Genomic DNA, 21,077 nt, shown 5'->3' with positions numbered 1-21,077 from the left:
ACATGGGCCTGTGTCAGGACATGGCCTCGGCAATCAGCTCATCGGCGGCTTCGGCCAGCACATCGTCCATCGCTTCGCCCGCCACCGTCTCCCGGCCGATTTCCAGCATGACCGGAACGGCAAGGGGCGAGACGTGCTCCAGCGCGCGATGCGTGGTGTGTCCCTTGATTCGCTTCAGCATATCTCCAAGACGGCCAATATCCAAAAGTCCTGCTGCGGCATCGCGTCGCGTGGCTTCCAGCAGGATATGATCCGGCTCATGGCTGCGAAGAACGTCATAAATAAGATCGGCCGACACGGTCACCTGCCTGCCGGTTTTTTCCTTGCCGGGATGACGGCGTTCGATGAGGCCCGAAATGATGGCACAGTTGCGGAAGGTGCGCTTCAGCATGAAGGATTCGTCCAGCCATGCCTCCAGATCGTCGCCCAGCATGTCTTCGTCGAGCAGCTCTGCGAGCGACAGCCGGTGGGATTTCAGCCGCATGCCCATATCCTGCATGGCCCAGATGGCGAGCGAATAATCGGTGGCGACGAAACCCATCGGCTTTGCGCCCGCGCGTTCCAGCCGGCGCGTGAGCAACATGCCGAGCGTCTGATGCGCCAGCCGTCCTTCGAAGGGATACATGACCATGAAGAAGCGTTTGCGGAAGGGAAAGGTCTCCACCAGCAACTCGTCGCGCTTCGGGATGATAGACTTTTCCTTCTGGATTTCCAGCCATTCACGCACCTGATCCGGCAATGCCTGCCAGCGGGCCGGATCGGCAAGCATCGACCGCACCTGATCCGCCAGATAGGTCGAGAGCGGAAACTTGCCACCGGCATAAGAAGGTATCTTCGGATCGAGAGAGAAAGCCTGCGAGACCAGGCATTCATTCTCCCGGATACCCTCGAACCGCAGCACCTTGCCGGCAAAGAAGAATGTGTCGCCCTGCACCAGCTGTTCGAGGAAATATTCCTCGACCTTGCCGAGCGACATGCCGCCGCGCCCGACCGTGCCCTTGGCATTGCGCTTGACCATGCGCACATTGAGTTCCGCTGCCTCGACGATGGTACCGAGGTTGAGGCGATATTGCTGGGCGACCGCAGGATTGGAGACACGCCAGCGGCCATCCTTCATCTGGCGGATGCGGGCATAGCGTTCATAAGTGCGCAGCGCATAACCGCCTGTCGCCGTAAAATCCACCACCCGATCAAAGGTGGCGCGCGGCAGGTCGGCGTAGGGCGAGGCTGTCGTGACTTCACGATAGAGTTCATCCGCGTCGAAGGGTTCGGCACACGCCATGCCGAGAACATGCTGGGCAAGCACATCGAGCGCGCCTTCAGCAATCGGCGGTGTATCCTGCGCACCGATGTAATTGGCATCGAGCGCCGCCCGGCACTCCATCACCTCGAAACGGTTGGCGGGAACGAGGATCGCCTTTGACGGCTCGTCCATGCGGTGGTTGGCACGGCCGATACGCTGGGCTAGACGGCTTGCCCCCTTGGGCGCACCGACATGCACGACGAGGTCGACATCACCCCAGTCTATGCCGAGATCGAGCGTCGACGTGGCGACGACGGCGCGCAACTTGTTCTCTGCCATCGCCGCCTCCACCCTGCGGCGCTGACCGGCATCGAGCGAGCCGTGATGCAACGCGATCGGCAGATTGTCGTCGTTCACGGTCCAGAGTTCCTGGAAGACCCTTTCCGCCTGGGAGCGTGTGTTCACAAAGACGAGCGTCGTCTGATGCCGCTTCAGCGCCTCGTACAAATCCTTGCCGGCATAACGCGCAGAGTGCCCCGACCACGGGATGCGTTCTTCCGTTTGCAGAATGGAGATATCCGGCTTTGCGCCGCCTTCAACCGTGATGAGACCGGCCGGCGGCTCGCCCTGCCCCTGCGGCGCGAGGTAACGGCGCAAATCCATCGGTTCCGCCACCGTGGCCGAAAGCCCGATGAAACGCACATCCGGCGCGTGGCGACGCACCCGCGCAAGCGCCAGCGACAGCAGGTGGCCGCGTTTGGACGTGACCAGCGAGTGCAACTCATCAAGAACCACATATTTCAGATCGCGGAAAAAGCGCTCTGCTTCTTTGTTAGCCAGCAGCAGCGAAACTTGCTCGGGTGTCGTCAGCAGGATGTCGGGCGGGCGCACCTTCTGGCGCTGGCGTTTCGCCTGGGGCGTATCGCCGGTGCGGGTTTCGATCACAATCGGCAGACCCATTTCAGAAACGGGTTTGGTGAGATTACGCTCGATGTCGACTGCGAGCGCCTTCAGCGGCGAGATGTAGAGCGTGTGCACGCCGACAAAACCTGAGCCGGGCGGCACCTTGCCGCGCTCCGCCAGATCGGTGAGCGAAGCCAGGAAGCCGCCGAGCGTTTTGCCCGCGCCCGTTGGCGCGATCAGAAGCATGTTTTCCCCGCCCCGCGCCCGGGCCATCAGCTCCAGCTGATGGGCGCGCGGAGACCACCCTTTTTCGGCAAACCATTTCTGGAATGGAAGGGGCAAGGAGCCGACATGCGTGCCGGGTGTGGGGGACTCGGTGTGCTTCACCTCTTCAAGGTAGTGAAAAACTTGAGAAAAAGAAGAGTGCAAAGAGGCCGCTTGACAGGAAAACAGAATCATGGATAAATAATATCCACGATACATACGACAGGATGTGAGAAACCAATGAAACTCGGCGACGGCGTTGAACAGGCCATTCACAGTGTGGGCATGCTAGCCGGCCTTTCCGAAGGCGGCGTATTGTCCGCTGCAGCTCTGGCGGAATTCCATGGCGTTTCCACGAGCTATCTTCTGAAGCACCTGCAATCGCTGTCCAGCGCGGGCATTGTTGCGACGGTGCCGGGGCCGAAGGGCGGATATCGTCTGGCCCGACCGACCGACAAGATCACCCTGCTTGATATCGTTCTGGCTGTCGAAGGACCGCAGCCCGCGTTTCGTTGCGCGGAGATCCGCCAGCGCGGGCCGAACCCGCTGCCCGGCCGTTATTTCACCAAACCCTGTGGCATCAACGCCGCGATGTTAAAAGCCGAAAAGGTCTACCGGGCGGAACTCGCCAAAACCACCATTGCCGACATTCTGGGCGATCTTGCTGCCAATGACGACGGCGGGATTGCCGCGCGCGGCTGCGCCTTTCTCGACATGAATGAGCGCAAGACGACGACGCGCTGACCCGAACAACAGACTCGAAATAATCACCAATCACGTTGCCGGACAGCTTTGCCGCTTTCCGGACCGATGACACTTGCCTTCAACCCACACAACCGATGGAGAGACCCATGAAAACGCGCGTCAACTATGCAAAGGCATCCCCCGAAGCGTTCAAGGCCATGATGGCTTTTGAGAATTACGTTCAAGCCAGCGGTCTCGACCGCCGCTTTATTCACCTCATCAAGCTACGTGCCTCGATCATTAATGGCTGCGCCTTCTGCGTGGACATGCATGTGAAGGAAAGCCGCCACGACGGGCTGTCCGAACAGTGGATCAACCTGATGAGCGTCTGGCGCGAGTCGCCGGTTTACACCGAGCAAGAACGGGCGCTGCTTGGCTGGGTGGATGCAGTGACGAAGATTGCCGAAACCGGCGCCCCGGATGAGGCCTTCGAGACGCTGAAGGCACATTTTTCCGATGAGGACATCGTAAAGATCACCGTTGCGATTGGCGCGATCAACACCTGGAACCGCATTGCTGTCGGCTTCCGCTCGCAGCATCCGATCGACGCGGCGGCGAAGGCGGCCTGAGCCACCTTGCCCCATCGAACGGCCGCTACATGGCGATGTAGCGGTCGTTTCTGTGATTGACGGCGAGCGTGAGGTTCATGACCAGCGCGCCGAGAATGGAGAAAAGGATAACGAAAGGCGTCGCAACGAAGAAGGAGCAGGCGAGCACCATGCCGTCAAAGGCGAGTTGCACGAGGCCGGCGCGCCAGCCGAAACGATCCTGAAAATAGAGCGCCAGGATGCCGAAGCCGCCGAGGCTGGTGCGGTGTCTAAACAGCGCCAGCATGCCGGCCGCCACCGTCAGCCCGCCGAACAGCGCCGCGGCAATCGGGTTGATGCTCTCGAAGGCAAAAAAGCCGGGCATATATTCGGAAAGCAGCGCGGTCATCGCGATGGCACAGAAGGTCTTGACCGTGAAGGCAAGGCCGAGACGGCGGAAGGCCAGATAATAAAACGGCAGATTGACGAGGAAGAAGACCGTGCCGAAGCTCAGGTCGGAAGCGTAATGCACGAGAAACGCCAGTCCGACCGTGCCGCCGGTCAACAGACCCGCCGCCGAGAACAGAGTGACGCCAAGCGAGACCAGCATGCTGCCCGCCAGAACACCCTGCACATCTTCCAGCAATGAATGACGCTCCGGCGCAGACGCCCACAGGTTCAAACGCTTGCGTGCGGTGATATCGCTCATTGCCATTTCCCCTTTTGCCGGATGCCCCAATGAGCTTTGCGCTCGCCGCGCAATTTTTTCAAGCGTCGCCTCAGCGCACCACGATGTATCTGTCAGAGCGGTGGTTGATGGCCAGAAACATGTTGAGAACGAAGGCGCCGACGATCGAATAAACCACGGTTGCGGAATCGATGACGAGGAAGGCGCAGAGCATGACCATGGCGTCAAAAGCAAGCTGGATCAAACCGGCGCGGATGCCAAAGCGGTCCTGAATATAGATGGCGAGAATGCCGATGCCGCCGAGGCTGGCGCGGTGGCGATAAAGCGCAAGAAGACCATAGCCCAAAAGCAGGCCACCGAGCAGCGCCGCCCAGATTGGGTTGATGCTGTCGATCACCATCCATCGCGCCTCCACTTCGGTCAGCACCGACACAAGGCCGATGGCGATGAAGGTCTTGAGCGAAAAGGCAAGACCGAGGCGGCGGAATGACAGGTAATAGAACGGCAGGTTGACGAGGAAGAATAGCAGTCCGAAGCTGATGCCGAAGGCGTAATGAATAAGAAAGGCGACGCCCGCGGTCCCGCCCGTCAGAAGCCCTACCTTGTTCAGGAGATAAAAGCCGAGCGCCGAAACGATCGCGCCGGTGACGATGCCCTGCACGTCTTCCACCGGCGCATGTTTGGCCGGATCGGAACTCCACATGCCGTAAACGCTTCTTGTCGTGCCCACGCTTTACCCTCGGTTTTCGCGGGTATTTTGCACTGCAATAAACGCAGGATCAAGATAGTTACGTAAGTAAGGCTGACCTATCGCGAAAAAGGCAACAAACGGAATGTTCAAGCTTTGGCGCGGGCAAGAAAGAGAATGCCGGAAAGTGGTTTTCCGGCATCCTTGCGAATGGTGGTTTTGCGGATTTCGATTGGGGAGAAGCTCGACCGCTCGAGAAGATCGACTACATAGCTCTGGGAGTGCGCGTAACGGAGGGATTCCCGCAACACGAAACCTTGCTCGTCCCCCGCATCCTCCACCGAGAAGGCAAAGAAGCCCGATGGTCTGAGCAGGGCGGAAACGAGCGGCATGACGCTTTCGAGGCTGCCGAGATACATCATCACATCGGCAGCCGCGACGAGATCGGCGCGATGCTCCCTCAGTAGAGGGGTAAAAAGCCCTGAAGTCTCCATCTCCAGTGAGAGATCGGCTTGGGCGAGATGATCGTAAAGGCCTTTCTCCTCGGCCTTTGCCAGCATGTTCTGAGAGATATCAAAGCCCTCGAGCCGCTTTGCCATGGAGCGAATTTCGATGCCGAGCAGGCCGGTGCCGCAGCCAATATCGACAACCGTATCGAAGACGCTGCCATCTGCCGCTTTAGCAATCAGCTCCGCCAGCTTTTGCGGCACGCTGTAATCGAGCTTCTCGACAAGCGAGGTTTCGAAACGGTCGGCGTAATCGTCGAACAGCCCTTCCACATAGCGGCTCGGCGGCTGTTCGGGAGTTTCGGCGGCGCCGAGAACCGCCAGCTTCAGTTCGGCTGCAAACAGCCCTTCTCCATCCATTCCGGCGACTTTCTCGTAAGCCGCCACCGCCTTTGCGGTCTCACCCGCCTTTTCGAGATATTCTCCGAAGCGAAACCAGCCCGCCGTCCACCGTGGCGCAAGTTCCAGCGCCTGTTCCATAAGTTCGGCGGCGGCGGGATAATCACCGCCTTCCGCCAACATGCGGGCATAATCGGCCCGGCGGTCGGCAATGACGTCACCGGAAGAAAACTGGTTTGGGGCCATCAATGATTTCCTGAGAAGATGCCGGCTGTCATTTATCAAGCCATAAAAAAACTCAAGTCCTATTTCATGGCCCTGCGTGGAATTGACGGATACGGCGCGGTGTGCACCTCAAAAACTTGCATCGAAGCGGTTTGCGCCATATGTCAGGACAAAACAGGAGACTTGCGGATGGCCGGTGAGGTCAACAAATTGCTGGGTGACACGGTGGCCCGCACCGTGGTGAAGCTGCTCGTCGTTTCATTGCTCGTCGGCTTCCTGATGGCGATCTTCGGATTGACGCCCTGGAACATCATCTATGGCGCGCGCGATTTCGTGGTAGACCTCTGGCGCAGCGGTTTCCATGCGCTCGGTGCAATCGGCGACTATCTGATCCTTGGCGCAACGATCGTCATTCCGGTTTTCATCATCCTGCGACTTCTGAGCTATCGCCGCTAACATGACCGACGCATCCCTTCAGACACTTTCACGGCGCGGCTTTGTGCTGCTTTCCGCAGGCTCCGTTCTTTCCGCCTGTGTTTCCGTACCCACAAACAAAGGCCTGCCGGCGGGCACGCGCGACGAAACGGCGGCGGCGCTTCCGATGGTCAATGACCTGCGCCGTTCGAAAGGCCTTTCGCCTCTCGCCATCAACAGCGCGGCAAGCGCGGCTGCTGCCTACCAGGCCGGCCGCATGGTCAAGGCGCAGAAAATGGCGCACCTGATCGGCCTTACCGACAGTTTCCTTATCCGCATGAAGGAAGGGAATGTGCCGCTTCCGGCCGCAGAAAACGTTGCTGCCGGTCAGGATAGCGTGGAACGGGTGGTGAAAGCCTGGATCGGCTCGAAACACCACCTCGAAAACATGCTCGGGCCCTATAATGGCCTTGGCGTTGCAGTCGCCTATGACGCCGCCAGCCGCAACCGGCCCTATTGGGCCATGGTGCTGTGCGCCTGACGTTTCGCTAGAGACCTGCCGGTCAGCCCAGTTTACGGTCTGCCCAGCGGTTCACAGCGCTGTCGCGCAGGTCGCGGATCGACGCCACACCGTCGCGCGAGACCAGGTCCGACAGGCCCTTGACGATCGTCGAGGGCAGGCCGGGACCTTCATAGACCATGCAGGAGTAGAGCTGCACCAGATCAGCCCCTGCCCTCACCTTCTCCAGTGCCGTTTCAGCAGATGACACGCCGCCGACGCCGATGATCGGCAGCGCGGCGCCCACACGGCGCCGCATCTTTGCCAGAACCGTCGTGGAGAGCTCGAACAGCGGCTTGCCCGAGAGGCCGCCAGCCTCGCCCTTGTGCGGACTGGCCCGCAGGCCATCGCGGGAGAGGGTGGTGTTGGAAACGATAAGTCCGTCGAGATCGTGGGCAAGCGCCTCTTCGGCAACGTCATCCAGCCCTTCTTCGGTCAGGTCAGGTGCAATCTTGAGAAAGACGGGGATGCGCTTGCCCAAACGCTCGGTTTCCGCCTTGCGGCGTTCCAATACGGCGGCAAGAAGTGCTGCGAGGCTTTCGCGGGCCTGAAGGTCGCGCAGACCGGGCGTGTTGGGGGAGGAAATATTGACGGTGAAATAGGATGCGACGGAATAAAACGTCTCGATGCCCTGGACGTAATCGGCAATACGGTCTTCGCTATCCTTGTTGGCGCCGATATTGACGCCGACGATGCCGCGCAGACGCGCCTGTTTCAGCCGCTCCAGCGCAGCGGCGTGACCCTCATTGTTGAAACCGAGGCGATTGATGACGCCTTCATCCTCAACCAAACGAAAGATGCGCGGTTTCGGATTTCCAGCTTGCGCTTTCGGCGTGACGGTGCCGATTTCGGTGAAGCCAAAACCGAGCTTGAGAAGCGGTCCGGGGACTTCCGCATTCTTGTCGTAACCCGCCGCCATGCCCAGCGGATTTGGGAAAACAAGGCCTGCCACGGTTTGCTGCAGGCGCGGATCGTGCGGCACCATGCAGGTGGGCAGGAAGCCGCTTTTCAGCGCCGCGATGGAGAGCCCATGCGCCTTTTCAGGATCGACAAGAAACAGGCCCTTGCGGCCAAGTGAGGAAAATAATCCGCCCATTACAAAATCTCCGGAAACTGGTGCTGGCCATCATGATCGAGAGAAAGCGGCGTTTCCCAGAGAACGGCGGTGAAGGGAAGCGGGCCATAAAGATGCGGGAAGAGATCGCCGCCTCTCGAGGGTTCATAGACCAGCTTGTCGCCGAGCACCGCGGCGTCAACCGCAACCAGAAGCAGGTCCACCTGACCGGTAAAATGCCGGGCTGCGGTTTCCGCCACCTGTTTTGCCGTCGAAAAATGAATGAAGCCGTCGCTTAGATCGATGGGTGCGCCTTGAAAGACCCCTTTAGCCCGGGCTTCATGCCACAACGTCTCCGGCACGATTTTATAGATGATCGTGGGGGTTTCCTGCATCGGGCTCTCCAAGGCTTTCCAGCGCTGTCCTGTGCGGGCGGTTTGCCGCAAAGCGGGCCGGATGTCCACTGTTTCCACCGGATTTTTATCCGTCGCGCCCGGAAAGACCACCTGTCCAGCAGCTTTTTCTTGTAATGCCCGATCGAATGGCGCAACCTTGCGGTTGAGGAGCCGGGCGTGTTTAGACCACCGGCAAACGGGAGTGAGCCGATTACTGAAAAAGAACCGCATAACGCCCTTGGGAGGGGGCCAGAATGTCGGAACTTGTCTTTATCATCGCAGATGACCACCCGCTTTTCCGCGGCGCCCTGAAGCAGGCCGTTTCCGGCCTCGACGGACATCAAACCATTATTGAGGCCGGGGATTTCGAGGCGGCACGGCGAGCAGCTGCGGCACATGGCGATGCCGATCTGCTGCTGCTCGATCTCGCCATGCCGGGGGTCAGCGGATTTTCAGGACTGATGGCGTTGCGGGCGGAATTTTCGAGCCTGCCAATCGTCATCGTCTCGGCCACGGACGACGCAGCGACTGTGCGCCGGTCGATCGAACTCGGTGCTTCCGGTTTCATTTCCAAGTCGTCAGGCATCGACGATATCAGGGACGGCATCCGCGCGGTCCTGGAAGGCGATGTCTGGATACCGGCCGGCCATCAAGGCGACAGAGAACATGACCCTGATGTTGCCGATCTCATAGGTCGGCTCCGAACACTGACACCACAGCAGAGCCGGGTTCTTGGCATGCTCGCTGAAGGGTTGCTCAACAAGCAGATCGCCTATGAGCTCAACGTATCGGAAGCCACCATCAAGGCGCATGTGTCAGCCATCCTGCTGAAGCTCAAGGTCGACAGTCGCACCCAGGCGGTGATCCAGCTCGCCAAGATAAACACCTCGGCAATGGTGGCGTAGCTCAAGGATTTTATTCCTTTCCAAGCTTTACTCCTGGTGGGATTTGGTTTAGATTCCTGCCAGTAAACGACAGGAGCTTTCCGCTATCGGCTCCACATGCGGGCTTTCATCATGCTTTCACACGAGACGATCTGGAGCGCCATAGATACGCTTGCCGAGCGTCACCAGCTGACGCCTTCGGCGCTGGCGAAGCGTGCCGGGCTTGATCCCACCTCGTTCAATAAATCAAAACGTTTCGGGCCGGATGGCCGCAAACGCTGGCCTTCAACGGAGTCTGTTTCCAAGGTGCTGGAGGCGACCGGCGCGAGCGTCGACCAATTTTTCGGTTATGCTTTCGGCAGGGCGCAGACGACGCAGCCCTCCCGTGCCGATAACGCCATTCCGCTGCTGGGTTTCGCGCAGGCGGGCTCCGGCGGTTTTTTCGATGATGGCGGTTTTCCGGCGGGTCAGGGATGGGATGTGGTGGAATTTCCTTCTTCTCCAGAGCGCAAGCAAGGCGTCTACGCGCTGGAGGTACAGGGCGAAAGCATGATGCCGCTCTACCGTGATGGCGACATTCTCATCGTGGAGCCGGGAGCCCAGGTGCGGCGTGGTGACCGCGTGGTGTTGAAAAGCCGCGATGGCGAGGTGATGGCCAAGGTGCTGGCGCGGCAAAGCCCCAAAAACATCGAGCTTCTGTCGCTCAATCCGGAACACCCCAACCGCAGCTTCGACATGGCCGACGTTGAGTGGATCGCCCGCATCATCTGGGCCAGCCAATAGGCTGGAATTGCAGGCAAGGGATTTTCGTTTCAGTCACACACACGGCCAATCCGCAGAAATTCACGGCTTACAGGCCGAGGGCCGTCGCGGCGGCATCGACGGTCATAATCTTCGCGCCACCGGATAAAGCTCTGCGCACAAAGCCCTGAAACCTCTCTTCGGGACAACCGTAAAAGCTTGGAGTGCGCGAAACATCATGGGTGAAGATGATGAGCCAGCCGCCGTTTTGCAAAACATCCTCCAGCCAAAGGTCGGCAGCGTCGAGGTAGTTCTGGTCCGACCGCAACTCGACCGCAGCAAGATTATGCGGGTCGACCTTGCCGCGATTTATGCCGGGCATGATGCCCCGTGTCGTCCTGAATTTACGCCTCAACAGGGGCTGCATGACAGGTGACGCCATGCCGAACGGAACCGAAAAGTTTCGCGCATGGCGATTTCCATCGAAGGAGCCAAGGACGCTGTCATTCCGATCGAGATCTGCCTTGAGGCCTTCCCGGGAAAAGCTTGAAAGCTTACGATGTGAAAATGTGTGGCAGGCAAGCTCATGACCGGCAGCCGCCAGTTCCGAACAGCCTTTGGCGGAAATCATCTGCTGCGCGCCATCATAAGCGTCAATAAAAACGCCGGCGATGTAAAACGTCCCGCAGACACCCTCGTTTTCGAGAATGCGGGCGCCCGCCGTCCAGGCGGTTTCCGGCACATCATCAAAGGTGAAGGACACAATCGGTTGAGACGTTTCGATCCGCGCTGCCGGTCCCGGAAAATAGCGCACCATCCGGTTGTTGACCCGGTCGGCGAAAGTTCCGATTTTCTGCGTCATCAAAGCCCCCCGGCCCGCCTGAATTACTGCCCTTGCTCGAGTATATCGTACGCCTGATGCCTCAAACAATAAATTGCGATAAGAAGAGAAGACCAGATAGGTCCTGTCCCGGTAAAGAAATTACTTTCAAGACATGAAGAAAGCAGTGCGTACACCCAAATTCGTGCAAAAAGTCGCGTCAGGCCGGGATCAGTCCCCTTGTCCACCGCAACACGGAAATCATTCGCGGGTATGACGACCAGCCACACGACGGTCAGAATGAAGGCTGGCAGGCCGCCATTCAGCAGACTTTCAATATAGCCATTATGCGCGTGGAAGGCCGTGACCGCCCAGGTGCCGGCAATATCGGCCTGGGCCAGAAGACGGTCGCTCGTCCAGAAAGCCTGAAATCCCTGACCGAAGATCGGCGACTGCGCGAAGGTATCGAAGGACAGCCGCCATATGTCCGTCCGACCGGTGAAGGTGGAGTCGATGCCGAGGCTTTCGACGAAATTCTGAATGCTTGGAAAATAGGTGGAGCCGACCGCGGATATATTGATGAAGGCAAGGAGGCCGCCGATCATCAGCAGGGTGCGATGGGCATGCCGTTCCATGACCCACACCAGTGCCACGGTGACAGGCAGCAGCATGGCCGCCGTCTTGCCATTGGTCTTCCAAAGAAAGAACCCTGCCAGCAGCGTGATGGCGATGCCGCCCAGCATCGACCAGGCGTTGCGCAGATAAAGCCCGATCATGAAGAGAATGATCATGGCCGGAGCGGCAGCGTTCTTGTGGTTGAATATGCCGCGCCAATCGCCCGCCAGCGCCTTTTCATCAAGATCATAGGGTTGATGGATCGAGCGCGAACTGAGGAAAATCACGCCTAGATAACAAAGCGCCAGGAGAATGATGGCGAAGACCGCCATCATTCGGTCAAACTGCCGCCGGTCCCGCGGCATGACGACAAGGACGCTGGTGATGAAGCAGAGCAGCGCCGTGAAGGTGAGACGTTGCAGCGACGTGCCGGGCTGCGTTCCAAGCACGGAGCATATCGCCAGCCAGAAGAACAGCAGCAGGATGGGCAATCGCGGCCGCAGCAGGAGCCCGGTCAACCGATGGCGCAAGGCAAAGACACCGAGGATGACGGCAACGACGAGGCCGGTCAGCTGGTTTGCGGCGGCATGCGGCACCGGCGGCGCTGCAAGGTTTTCAAAGGGCGCGACCGAAATCCAGATATAAAGCATGGTGACGACGAAAACGATCGCGTCACGCCGGCCGCCGGCAAGAGATAGGCCGCCGCCCTGCTCGGCGATAGGCTGTGTGTCAGCCAAACGCGGCATCGTCGCCTGCACCGGAAATGGACGATCGGATCATGGGGCCTGCCTTATGATGAACAACAAGCCCTTCTGAGACGGGCATGTCCGAGTAAATTCAATATTCATTATCATTCTTATACATTTGCTTTAACCCTCTCTTACCCCAAGAAGGATAAGACAGGGTAAAACTGGCAAAAGGCGGCATTGCGGACTTTGCGTTGCTGGGCGATTTACAGCTTTCCACGGGTTCAGAACAGCAACCTCGTCCCTGTCGAACATGTCCGGCGATGCCAGCAAATACGGAGAATGAGGTGTCTTTCAAAACGCCGCGGTTCGGCCATCTCGTCAGACTTGGATTGACCTATATGGCATCCGGCGGGGCGCTTCTCATGTCCAGCGCCGCCCAGCTTCTGACCTTCGCGCTGCTTGCCCGCCATCTCGGGGTCGAACAATTTGCGCTTTACGCTTCGATTACGGCGGTCACCAATCTTGGCGTGCAGATTTGCGGCATCGGCTCGCAGGAATCGCTGATCCGCCGCGTGGCGCAGGATCGCAGCATGTTTCCCGTCATGCTGGGCCACAGTTACCTTCTGAGCGCCGCCACCGGCCTCGTCCTGACGCTCGTCGGCATGGTGACGATCCCGGTATTTTTCCCGACGTCCGAAAACCTGCTCGACACGCTGATCACGACCTTCCTGATCCTGTTCACCAACCTTGTCCTGCTCAAGATCATCTCGCTGTCCACGCAGAGCTTCATTGCCCATTCCAATTTCGCCTCTGCCAACAAGCTGGAAGTGATGTTTGCGGTCGCCCGCACTATTGCCGCAGTCCTCGCCTGCCTCATCTTCAAGGTGGAAACCGTGGAAGCCTGGGCGCTGTGGAACCTCGCCGCACACACCATCGCAGCCGCGATTTCAGTGAAGGCGATAAGGAGGCTCGGCAGCCCGATCTTTCGCATCGTGCGCGAGGAAATCCGCATCGGCGTCCTGTTCTCCACCCAGTTCCTGTTCAAGGCCGTGCGCGGCAACGCCGATATTCTCGTGCTGAGCGCGATCGCCAGCGCCGAGGTGCTAGGCAGCTATTCCATTGCCCGGCGCATTCTCGACAGTTCCTACCTTTCTGTGGAGGCCCTAAACCGGCTCATCTATCCGGGGTCGGCGTCCGCCGCCCTGCAGGGCATCGGCAAAACCATCGAGCGTGCCTATAATGTGTTGAAAGCAGCGCTTGTCATCGCATTCGGCAGTGCGCTTGCCATTTTCATCATTGCGCCCTTCCTGCCGCTGCTGTTCGGCGATGAATATGTTTCGCTGCCAGTCATCACCCGCATCCTCTGCTGGGTGGTTCTGCCGATGGCTGTTGCTGCGACAGCCCTTGAAGCACTCGGGGCCTCCGGCCGGCAGGACATTCGCGCCAAGATCTGGAACAGCGGCAATCTCATCGGCTCCGTCGTCGTGGCGCTCTTCACCTGGTCGTTCAGTATCTGGGGGACGATCGGCAGCTATTTTCTGGTCGAAAGCGCAATTGCCGCGGCAGTCTGGATCGCACTGCTGCGCCTGCGGCGCAACGATGTTGTTTTAGCGCCGGCCAAATGAGACCGCCGCCAATACCGATCGAGGTGTGCGTGCTCAATAAAGCCCGTAAGGGAAGTATCGCCGGTAGATTTCTTCCAGACGGCCATTGCGCGAAAGGGCCGCCAGCGCCTGATCGAAAGCCGGTACCAGCACATTGTCGGGATCGACAGTCATGATGGACAGACCCTCTCCAAGAAACCTGTCCGACATATAGGGCCCGCCGAACAGTGCGCAGCAACCTTCTGACGCGCTGCCGGAAACCCAGAAGGGCAAACGCAGCCCGTCGGCAAAGATAGCGTCGACCCTGCCTGCCTTTAACGCCTCATACATGGGTTCATATCCGTCGAAAGCTTCGACCCTGGCTTTCGGAATAAATGCTTTCAGCATCTGTTCGTGCCGTGAATTGCCGACGACGCCCACCTTCTTTCCGGCAAGCGCCTCCGCGCCGGCCCCCGACAATTTGGCGGCCTTGTTCACGGCGAGGCGGGCAGGCATCAACAGGTAGGGCCGCGAGAAGGAGAAACTTTTGCGCAGGTCGGCAGTGGTGGCCAACCCGGAAATGACCGCCTCGCCCTCCCCCATTTCTAGCGCCGCCTCCAATTCGTCGAACGGCAAAGCCTGGACCTGGCATTTGCTTTCGACCTTCAGCTGGGCACAGATTTCCCGCACCAGGTCGACATGGAAACCCGCCAGCCGGCCTTCCTGATCGGTGAAATTGAACGGCGGGAAATCAACCGACATCAGAAACCGGATGCGGGGGACCGAAGACAGGTCGCCTCCCGGAAATCTCTCCTGCGCATCAAACAGCACCGGCATTCGATTTCCGTCCGACAGACCCTCGGCGTGGCCGAAACCAACAAAGCCGGACATTTGTAAAGCGAATACTAAAGTAAATACCGAAGCTATATTTCGCGTTACATTGCTATTTTTCATCTATACTATCCGTGACAGGAAGTTTGGCGGCATCTGACGGCGGCGGCGATGCATGGATTATTCTGGGCAATATACACGAGATTCGGGTTCTACGACGTCAGCGGCACGAAAAATCGCAATTTCCAACACCATTGAAATTCCGCCTACGGCCGCCGCCGTAAACGACAGGGCTGGCCAAGCGCGCTTTCTCTCGTCGTTGGGGTTCGGCAAGCCTTATATCGCGGCACTCGAACAGCGAGCACTGCAAAACGGCTCCACCCTCGAAGAAGAATTGCTGGCAAGCGGCCTCGTCACACCGAACGCTTATTTCGGCGCATTCGCCCGATTTCTGCGGTTACCCTTCACTGCGGATATCGATCCGCAAAGAGTGGCAAACCTTGCTACGACCGACAGTCAACTCGTCGATAGCAGGTTTCTCAGGCTGATGCCGACGGGCGGTCAGAACGTGCTGCTGATCGTGCCGGAACTTGACCGGATCGAACTGCTGAAGACCGCCCTTGAGGAGCGGCCATTTCTCTACGATGAGCTCGTTGTTACGACACCGCAGGCCATGCGTAGCGCCATCTGGAATGCCGGTGCGCTGCGGCGGGTGGCAGAAACCCAGCAACGTCTCTTCAACACGGCGCCACACCACTCCGCCCGCATCACGCTCCAGGGTGAACAGGGATTTCTAGGCGGCGTCGCCCTTACACTGATTGCGCTTTCACTGGCATTTTATACCGCCGAGGCGCTGGCCATCATTCACGTGACGCTCACGCTGCTTTATTTGCTCACCCTGCTTTTCAGATTGTTCGTACTCCTTGAAGCCCCTTCTGAAAGCGATGCAAAGCCCGCTCCTATATCTGAAGACGGAACGCTGCCGACCTACACGGTTCTTGTGGCGCTCTATCGTGAAGAGGCGGTGGTGGGCCAGCTTTTGGGCGCGCTCGATCGGCTGGATTGGCCCAAAGCCCGGCTTGACATCAAACTTGTCTGCGAAGCGGACGACGAAGCGACCATCGACGCTATCAAGGCTCACAACCCCGGTCCGCATATCGAAGTCATCCGTGTGCCACCCTCCACACCGCGCACGAAACCGAAGGCACTGACCTACGCGCTTACGGGTGCGCGCGGCGCGTTCGTTGCAGTTTACGATGCGGAGGACAGGCCGCACCCGCAGCAACTGCGTGAGGCCTATGCCGCGTTCCAAAGCCAGCCCGACCGTGTGGCCTGCCTGCAGGCGCCCCTTATTATCAGCAATGCGCGGGCCAACTGGATAAGCAGCTGCTTCGCGCTGGAATATGCGGGCCTCTTCCGTTCCCTGTTGCCGGTCCTCGCTGCCCGTCAGCTGCCATTGCCGCTTGGCGGCACATCCAATCATTTCCGCACCGCTGTGTTACGGCGCATTGGCGCGTGGGATCCGTATAACGTCACCGAAGACGCGGATGTGGGCCTTCGCCTTCACAGACTCGGATATCACTCAACAGTCCTGCGCAGGCAGACACTAGAAGATGCGCCGACGTCGCTGCCCGTCTGGCTCAGCCAGCGGGCACGATGGTACAAGGGCTGGCTACAGAGCTGGCTGGTGATGACGAGAGCGCCGCTCAAAACCGCGCGCGACATGGGATGGGTGTCCTATACAGTGTTTCAGCTGCTGATCGGCGGCATGCTGCTGTCTTCCTTGGCGCACCCGCTCCTCTTCATCTCGATTGCGTTCATGGCTGCTGCGCTTGCCGAAAGCGGGGGGGACCTCCTGTGGTCCTGGCGTGGCACGCTCTTTTTTACAGATTGCCTCAACATCGCCGGTAGCTACGTGATCTTCGTGCTCATGGGCAGGAACAGGATGATACCTTATGAGCGACGCGCCGTTGGTCGACGCTGGTTATCGGTGCCGCTTTATTGGCTGCTGATTTCGGTCGCTGCCTGGCGAGCCGTCTGGGAACTGAAAACCAAACCCTTCGTCTGGAACAAGACACCGCACACCCCGGTCGTCAAAAACCAGGACTGATGCACCTATAATCGAGGCATCTAAGACCAGAGAGCTGGGGGAGACTGGAGCGGGTGAAGGGAATCGAATTTGTTAAAAATATTTATTAATATCAGTTATTTAAATTTTACTTATATCAGTATACCGTAGAATTTACCGTATTTTTTGATGGATTTCGCTGAGCTTAACTGTCCTGTTTATGACAGCCCCGATTTGTAGAAAGACGGGTGAAAATAAACGCTAGCCGTTTTGAGGGGGAACAGGCAAACATTCAATCCTCGACAAACGAAGTTATCGTCCTCCGACTAGATCAATTATCACGGGAAACCAGTTGAGAAGAATGGACAGTCAGCCAAATCAAAGTTCTCAAAAAAAGAAACCTACTTTCCAGTCATTCGAGCCTGAATACGAGTCTGTGCGGTTTGTTACCCTTCAGATAGCGCTTCAACGAGCAAGAGAAGTTTACCAAAAGGACGGTCCGAACCAATTATTCTCGCGCATAGCTACAGGGGACATTACCCCTTTCGGTCGAATAGTTAGAACATACATATCCACTGATTGTTATGAGTTTAGCAAAATTAAGCATAAACTATTCCATAAAGACGAATACTACAAACAAAGGGAAATAATTGCGAGTAAAATCGCTTTTGAAAAACGCGATCGAGAGCATCGCCTTTATGCCGTCCATGAAAGCAACGAATCTGTTTTTTGTTTCCTAGGTATGCATCTTGCGACCGAACTTGAGAATTCAAAATTGGGCCTTTACCCCGCGGAAAAACACTTCAAGTTTAGGACTAACGAGGGCCGTTCAAACCTATTTTTTTCGTCGATCTCGCTAGAAAGCCATGAGACGATCAAGGAGAGCAGATATTGGCGGCATATTACGTACAAGCGGCATAAATGCTACGATGTTGTGTTCGATGAAGCCCAGCTTGAGCGGTTTTTCCCCTACACTCAAATAGACCCTAGCAGAGCGCGACGAGGCAGGCCGGACACCTATCCCCAACATGAACTCGAGGCCGCGCTAGACACGGCTTTTTCAAATCCGTCGGAAACGCCGGTTTTGAAAGAGATTACAAAAGCCGCAGAAAATTTTTACTCCAAAAAGGAAAAGACCCCCGACCCAAAGACGTTGGAAAGAAAAAGCCGGCAATGGCTGATCAAGCGTCAAAAAGAGTTCGGACATAAATAAAAAAACAGTTGTGGGACGACATCCCCGATAATCATGTTCATTTAATTGGCCTCCACAACACACCAAAGGAGGTTAATGAATGAAAAAACTTTTGAATTCTCGGCGCTTCTATCGCCTCAATGAAATTTTAGCCCCTGACGGCCCGATTCCAATCAGCAAATCCAGCTGGTGGAATCGGGTGGCCACGGGCGAATTTCCATCGCCGGTTAAGCTAGGTCCGCGTACGACCGCATGGCGTGCGAGCGATATAGAAGAACTCATTCAACGCTTCGAGGGAGGCGTAAACAATGAGCGCTAAAACCTCCCCTGAATTCAAGAAAAAGAAAAAGCCGATCAAGATGCTTTTGGGCATCCGAGAAAAGCTTAAATCGTCCGTACGGCTCGATGAATCGGAAAGCCTCGTACACTCGACAACAATCTACCATGCCGCTTTGCGACTTCATGCAGATGTAGACAACTGGCAAGCGTTTTGTGAACACAACGACTGGAAGGGAGAGTCTGTCAAACCACAACCGACAGATCAGTCCCGAGAAAATGCGCTGCGTTTTGCAGTCAAATTCGCCGTTGGCTTTGGCACGGCTTCGAATGGCAACTGGGTGCGGAAGCTGCACGAACTACTGCGCAACGCTTGGGAGAAGAAGCTTAAATCGGACAAGATCCACGAGCACGTGCAAGAAATCCTTGCCGACAAGCGTGCAAAGGCAGCGAATGACAGAGCAACGCGGCGAGCTAATGCCCCGCGCAGCATAACCTTAGTGCCGAGTGAGTTCTCTAAACTCCTTCTTGAGAGTGATACCAAGCAAACCCTGAAGGCAAAGATCGAGTTTGTGGTGTCGGGTGACCGCAAACCCGTTTTGAAGATCGCCGCCATCAGTAAGAAGCATCTTGAACGGCTTCGCAGCGTGAAAACCGAAAAAAAGAAGCCTCCGAAGTAGGGAGTTAGGGACGGCGTAAATTGGTGCTGTGTGTGTAGTACCACCCTCACCCCTTGAAACTGACCAATATTCGAAAATTCAAATATCGCAGCAGGTAAACCCACGTTCGCCTGAGCAATGGAGGTTTGCCTGCTGCAGGAGGTTAACGATGACACGCCGTACGGCGAAAATTGGACGAACACCCATTCGCAGCTTGGAAGAACTAGAGAAATCCCAGAATGAACTGGATGCGCGATTTCGGCAGTATCTGGTTTCTTACAAACCAGATATCAATTTGAAGATGCGCAAAGCGCTGGAATTGCGGGGTGCTCATAAACTGCATGCTGTAAATCTGAAATGCAGGTTTCAACTAGGCACAAGCCTGAATGATGCCCTGGAATCGCATTTTCGCGATTCCAGGATCGCGACAGCCTACTTCGTAACCTTGGTTTCTGAAGTGCATGCCGTGAATGCCGCCATTGGCCGAGAACACGATCTCGCCGCCCACCGTCAATGGATTGCATCCATATTGGATGGCATCAGCTTTTTGGGCATGATCGAACCAGCCTACTATCCCAGAGTGTCCTTTATGCCCCCATCCAATGAGGACTGGATTTCGTGGCATGCGCATATTGTCTTGTGGGACGTGACAGCCGCCACGCTTAAGGAATTGAAGCGCAAGGTCAATAGCAGCGAAAGCAGCTTTCGGCCCGGAGCCTCGGCCTTCCATTTCAGGAAGGCGCAAGTTTGCAACATCGAGGCGGAGGTCGCGTATATGTGCAAAAGCCCCCGTAGCGAACACTATACCTACCCTGTCAAACGACGCACTGTGGACGTCCGAACAGGAGAGAGGCGCTTTACCCCGACAGGCACATATAAGCAGAACAAGCGTGAAATCCGTTCTGGCAAACTGCCTATCGTTCTTTCGGCGCTCGCGAACAAATCGATATCGTCTCTCTGTGTGTCAGGCGGGGCCGGTATTCGGATCGCATCGATGGCGCTGTCATCAGCAAGACGGGCCTTGAAAAAGGAAACGAAGGCACGAGACAAGATGCTCCAATCCTTGTGACCTCACGTATTGAGGACAACCACTAGACTGTCTCAACATGTGACGCCGTGCTCGCTAAAGCTTCGACCAAGCGTTTAGTTTTTCAAGGCCTAACTCTAACGCGGAAAACCATCAGAATTGTATACATACCTGTAATCTGTAAATTTTAGTGTAGAACCAGAACTTCGCCACTATTCCGGTGCTCAGGTAAGCTGCATTAATGGTAGAAATCTCATCTGTTTATATCTATCGAGATTTTGCCCAATGATCGAAGAACTGACCACAATTGCTGATGGGATGGACGCCTTACTTCCTCTCTTCCGAGATGGAGGCAACATGTCAGGACTATTCCTGCCCACAGAGCATTCAGCGAATTTCAAATCTTTAGCTATTGAAGCGAAATCCATCATTGACAGTGAATTAGGTCGCGCCAACGATTTCTCGATGAACCTTCTCAACGCCGTGAACTCAGGTGCTGGTGGCTTCTTCGGTGGGCCTTCTTATGCTTCGGTTCAAGAGGCATCGCGTATAGTTCGCGTTGCGGCTCGGGCCATCCAGCGCAAAGATGCCAAGCCTTTACAGTCCGCAACGGGCGTGAAGCCTTACGTGGATGACGCCCGGATCGTTGCTCTCCAAAACATTGGCGCGGGCAAATGGGACTTTTCTCGGCTTGCTGAAATCTGCCGAGAAATCAACGTTGCTGCTGCAAACCGGTGCCACATGTCCACCGCCATGCTTTTGCGCACCATCCTCAATCACATCCCTCCGGTCCTCGGCTTTACGACATTTGCGGAAGTCGCCAGCAATTACGGCGGGCCGAAGACAAACAAATCGTTCAAGGGTAACATGCAGAGGATGGAAGGATCGCTTCGCAATATTGCAGACGTACACCTTCATTCGGCTATCCGGTCTCGTGAGGATATGCCGACCGCCGTGCAAGTGGATTTTTCCGCCGACTTGGACGTGCTGCTTGGTGAAGTAATCAGAGTCGCTAAGTCTCAGGATGTTTGAACGCCGTTTGACCTCCTCATGAGCAGCGGCATTTCGTTAGGGAATATCTGCTCTGCGCGAGTGCGACGGAGGTAGTTATACGTTCGCAGGCGTCGATTGCTGCATTCAGCA

General features: G+C 56.9%; 22 protein-coding genes. 13 read left to right on the top strand and 9 right to left on the bottom strand.

Features of this window, described 5'->3' with window-relative positions:
- Nucleotides 1–13 precede the first annotated feature (13 nt).
- The gene (locus tag ACUTJJ_RS03330; protein ID WP_445541292.1) at nucleotides 14–2,605 is read right to left on the bottom strand and encodes a ligase-associated DNA damage response DEXH box helicase; all 2,592 of its coding nucleotides are present in this window, start codon (nucleotides 2,603–2,605) and stop codon (nucleotides 14–16) included.
- 45 nt (nucleotides 2,606–2,650) lie between these two features.
- Between ACUTJJ_RS03330 and ACUTJJ_RS03325 the strand changes: the two genes are divergently transcribed.
- Together ACUTJJ_RS03325 and ACUTJJ_RS03320 are read left to right on the top strand one after the other, a co-directional pair.
- On the top strand, nucleotides 2,651–3,154 hold the full coding sequence (locus tag ACUTJJ_RS03325) for an RrF2 family transcriptional regulator (RefSeq protein WP_209085523.1): 504 nt from the start codon (nucleotides 2,651–2,653) through the stop codon (nucleotides 3,152–3,154).
- Between the two features lie 107 nt (nucleotides 3,155–3,261).
- A complete protein-coding gene (locus ACUTJJ_RS03320; protein WP_445541291.1) occupies nucleotides 3,262–3,723 on the top strand; it encodes a carboxymuconolactone decarboxylase family protein in 462 nt (153 codons plus the stop codon).
- Between the two features lie 25 nt (nucleotides 3,724–3,748).
- Here the strand turns inward: ACUTJJ_RS03320 and ACUTJJ_RS03315 are convergent, their stop codons facing one another.
- The 3 genes from ACUTJJ_RS03315 to ACUTJJ_RS03305 all read right to left on the bottom strand — a co-directional run bounded on the left by ACUTJJ_RS03315 (nucleotide 3,749) and on the right by ACUTJJ_RS03305 (nucleotide 6,148).
- Complete coding sequence (locus ACUTJJ_RS03315) at nucleotides 3,749–4,390, bottom strand: YitT family protein (RefSeq protein WP_445541290.1); 642 nt, start codon at nucleotides 4,388–4,390, stop codon at nucleotides 3,749–3,751.
- A 70-nt stretch (nucleotides 4,391–4,460) separates the two neighbouring features.
- Nucleotides 4,461–5,072 (bottom strand): YitT family protein, encoded by a 612-nt coding sequence (locus tag ACUTJJ_RS03310; RefSeq protein WP_063949651.1) that lies wholly within the window; start codon nucleotides 5,070–5,072, stop codon nucleotides 4,461–4,463.
- 134 nt (nucleotides 5,073–5,206) lie between these two features.
- A complete protein-coding gene (locus ACUTJJ_RS03305) occupies nucleotides 5,207–6,148 on the bottom strand; it encodes a methyltransferase domain-containing protein (protein ID WP_445541289.1) in 942 nt (313 codons plus the stop codon).
- A 168-nt stretch (nucleotides 6,149–6,316) separates the two neighbouring features.
- Here ACUTJJ_RS03305 and ACUTJJ_RS03300 point away from each other — a divergent pair, with 168 nt between their 5' ends.
- Together ACUTJJ_RS03300 and ACUTJJ_RS03295 are read left to right on the top strand one after the other, a co-directional pair.
- A complete protein-coding gene (locus ACUTJJ_RS03300) occupies nucleotides 6,317–6,583 on the top strand; it encodes a DUF6460 domain-containing protein (protein ID WP_004439806.1) in 267 nt (88 codons plus the stop codon).
- A gap of 1 nt (nucleotide 6,584) precedes the next feature.
- Complete coding sequence (locus ACUTJJ_RS03295; RefSeq protein WP_209085531.1) at nucleotides 6,585–7,082, top strand: CAP domain-containing protein; 498 nt, start codon at nucleotides 6,585–6,587, stop codon at nucleotides 7,080–7,082.
- A 22-nt stretch (nucleotides 7,083–7,104) separates the two neighbouring features.
- Here ACUTJJ_RS03295 and ACUTJJ_RS03290 read toward each other — a convergent pair whose 3' ends face one another.
- Both ACUTJJ_RS03290 and ACUTJJ_RS03285 read right to left on the bottom strand, forming a co-directional pair.
- Complete coding sequence (locus ACUTJJ_RS03290; RefSeq protein WP_144575915.1) at nucleotides 7,105–8,196, bottom strand: quinone-dependent dihydroorotate dehydrogenase; 1,092 nt, start codon at nucleotides 8,194–8,196, stop codon at nucleotides 7,105–7,107.
- Nucleotides 8,196–8,549, bottom strand: a complete 354-nt coding sequence (locus ACUTJJ_RS03285) for a DUF952 domain-containing protein (protein ID WP_445541288.1) — start codon at nucleotides 8,547–8,549, stop codon at nucleotides 8,196–8,198. Before ACUTJJ_RS03285 ends, ACUTJJ_RS03290 begins: the two co-directional genes overlap by 1 nt.
- 254 nt (nucleotides 8,550–8,803) lie before the next feature.
- On the opposite strand from ACUTJJ_RS03285, the gene ACUTJJ_RS03280 reads away from it, so the two are divergent.
- Nucleotides 8,804–9,454, top strand: a complete 651-nt coding sequence (locus ACUTJJ_RS03280; RefSeq protein WP_296065622.1) for a response regulator transcription factor — start codon at nucleotides 8,804–8,806, stop codon at nucleotides 9,452–9,454.
- A 111-nt stretch (nucleotides 9,455–9,565) separates the two neighbouring features.
- Nucleotides 9,566–10,216 carry a S24 family peptidase gene (locus ACUTJJ_RS03275; protein ID WP_063949821.1) on the top strand — a complete coding sequence of 217 codons (651 nt, stop codon included), beginning with the start codon at nucleotides 9,566–9,568 and terminating at the stop codon, nucleotides 10,214–10,216.
- 67 nt (nucleotides 10,217–10,283) lie between these two features.
- Here the strand turns inward: ACUTJJ_RS03275 and ACUTJJ_RS03270 are convergent, their stop codons facing one another.
- Nucleotides 10,284–11,036 (bottom strand): polysaccharide deacetylase family protein, encoded by a 753-nt coding sequence (locus ACUTJJ_RS03270; protein WP_445541287.1) that lies wholly within the window; start codon nucleotides 11,034–11,036, stop codon nucleotides 10,284–10,286.
- A 23-nt stretch (nucleotides 11,037–11,059) separates the two neighbouring features.
- Nucleotides 11,060–12,355 (bottom strand): Wzy-type polysaccharide biosynthesis protein UppY, encoded by a 1,296-nt coding sequence (gene uppY / locus ACUTJJ_RS03265; RefSeq protein WP_445541286.1) that lies wholly within the window; start codon nucleotides 12,353–12,355, stop codon nucleotides 11,060–11,062.
- Nucleotides 12,356–12,618: 263 nt separating this feature from the next.
- Here uppY and uppX point away from each other — a divergent pair, with 263 nt between their 5' ends.
- Nucleotides 12,619–13,923: a Wzx-type polysaccharide biosynthesis protein UppX gene (gene uppX, locus ACUTJJ_RS03260; protein WP_445541285.1), complete on the top strand. Its 1,305-nt coding sequence runs from the start codon at nucleotides 12,619–12,621 to the stop codon at nucleotides 13,921–13,923.
- Between the two features lie 33 nt (nucleotides 13,924–13,956).
- Here uppX and ACUTJJ_RS03255 read toward each other — a convergent pair whose 3' ends face one another.
- Nucleotides 13,957–14,718 (bottom strand): transporter substrate-binding domain-containing protein, encoded by a 762-nt coding sequence (locus tag ACUTJJ_RS03255; protein ID WP_296065634.1) that lies wholly within the window; start codon nucleotides 14,716–14,718, stop codon nucleotides 13,957–13,959.
- 169 nt (nucleotides 14,719–14,887) lie between these two features.
- On the opposite strand from ACUTJJ_RS03255, the gene ACUTJJ_RS03250 reads away from it, so the two are divergent.
- The 6 genes from ACUTJJ_RS03250 to ACUTJJ_RS03225 all read left to right on the top strand — a co-directional run bounded on the left by ACUTJJ_RS03250 (nucleotide 14,888) and on the right by ACUTJJ_RS03225 (nucleotide 20,966).
- Nucleotides 14,888–16,822 (top strand): glycosyltransferase, encoded by a 1,935-nt coding sequence (locus tag ACUTJJ_RS03250; RefSeq protein ID WP_445541284.1) that lies wholly within the window; start codon nucleotides 14,888–14,890, stop codon nucleotides 16,820–16,822.
- A gap of 310 nt (nucleotides 16,823–17,132) precedes the next feature.
- Complete coding sequence (locus ACUTJJ_RS03245; RefSeq protein ID WP_445541283.1) at nucleotides 17,133–17,993, top strand: hypothetical protein; 861 nt, start codon at nucleotides 17,133–17,135, stop codon at nucleotides 17,991–17,993.
- 79 nt (nucleotides 17,994–18,072) lie between these two features.
- Nucleotides 18,073–18,291 (top strand): helix-turn-helix transcriptional regulator, encoded by a 219-nt coding sequence (locus ACUTJJ_RS03240; protein ID WP_445541282.1) that lies wholly within the window; start codon nucleotides 18,073–18,075, stop codon nucleotides 18,289–18,291.
- A complete protein-coding gene (locus tag ACUTJJ_RS03235; protein ID WP_445541281.1) occupies nucleotides 18,281–18,928 on the top strand; it encodes a hypothetical protein in 648 nt (215 codons plus the stop codon). The genes ACUTJJ_RS03240 and ACUTJJ_RS03235 overlap by 11 nt, the downstream gene beginning before the upstream one ends.
- A gap of 148 nt (nucleotides 18,929–19,076) precedes the next feature.
- Nucleotides 19,077–19,976 carry a hypothetical protein gene (locus ACUTJJ_RS03230; RefSeq protein WP_445541280.1) on the top strand — a complete coding sequence of 300 codons (900 nt, stop codon included), beginning with the start codon at nucleotides 19,077–19,079 and terminating at the stop codon, nucleotides 19,974–19,976.
- Between the two features lie 243 nt (nucleotides 19,977–20,219).
- Nucleotides 20,220–20,966 (top strand): hypothetical protein, encoded by a 747-nt coding sequence (locus ACUTJJ_RS03225; protein WP_445541279.1) that lies wholly within the window; start codon nucleotides 20,220–20,222, stop codon nucleotides 20,964–20,966.
- The last annotated feature ends 111 nt before the right edge of the window (nucleotides 20,967–21,077 follow it).

It is taken from the genome of Agrobacterium sp. DKPNP3, assembly GCF_052686535.1.
Note: the sequence above shows the minus strand (reverse complement) of the source record. Positions and strands in the feature narration are given on the sequence as shown.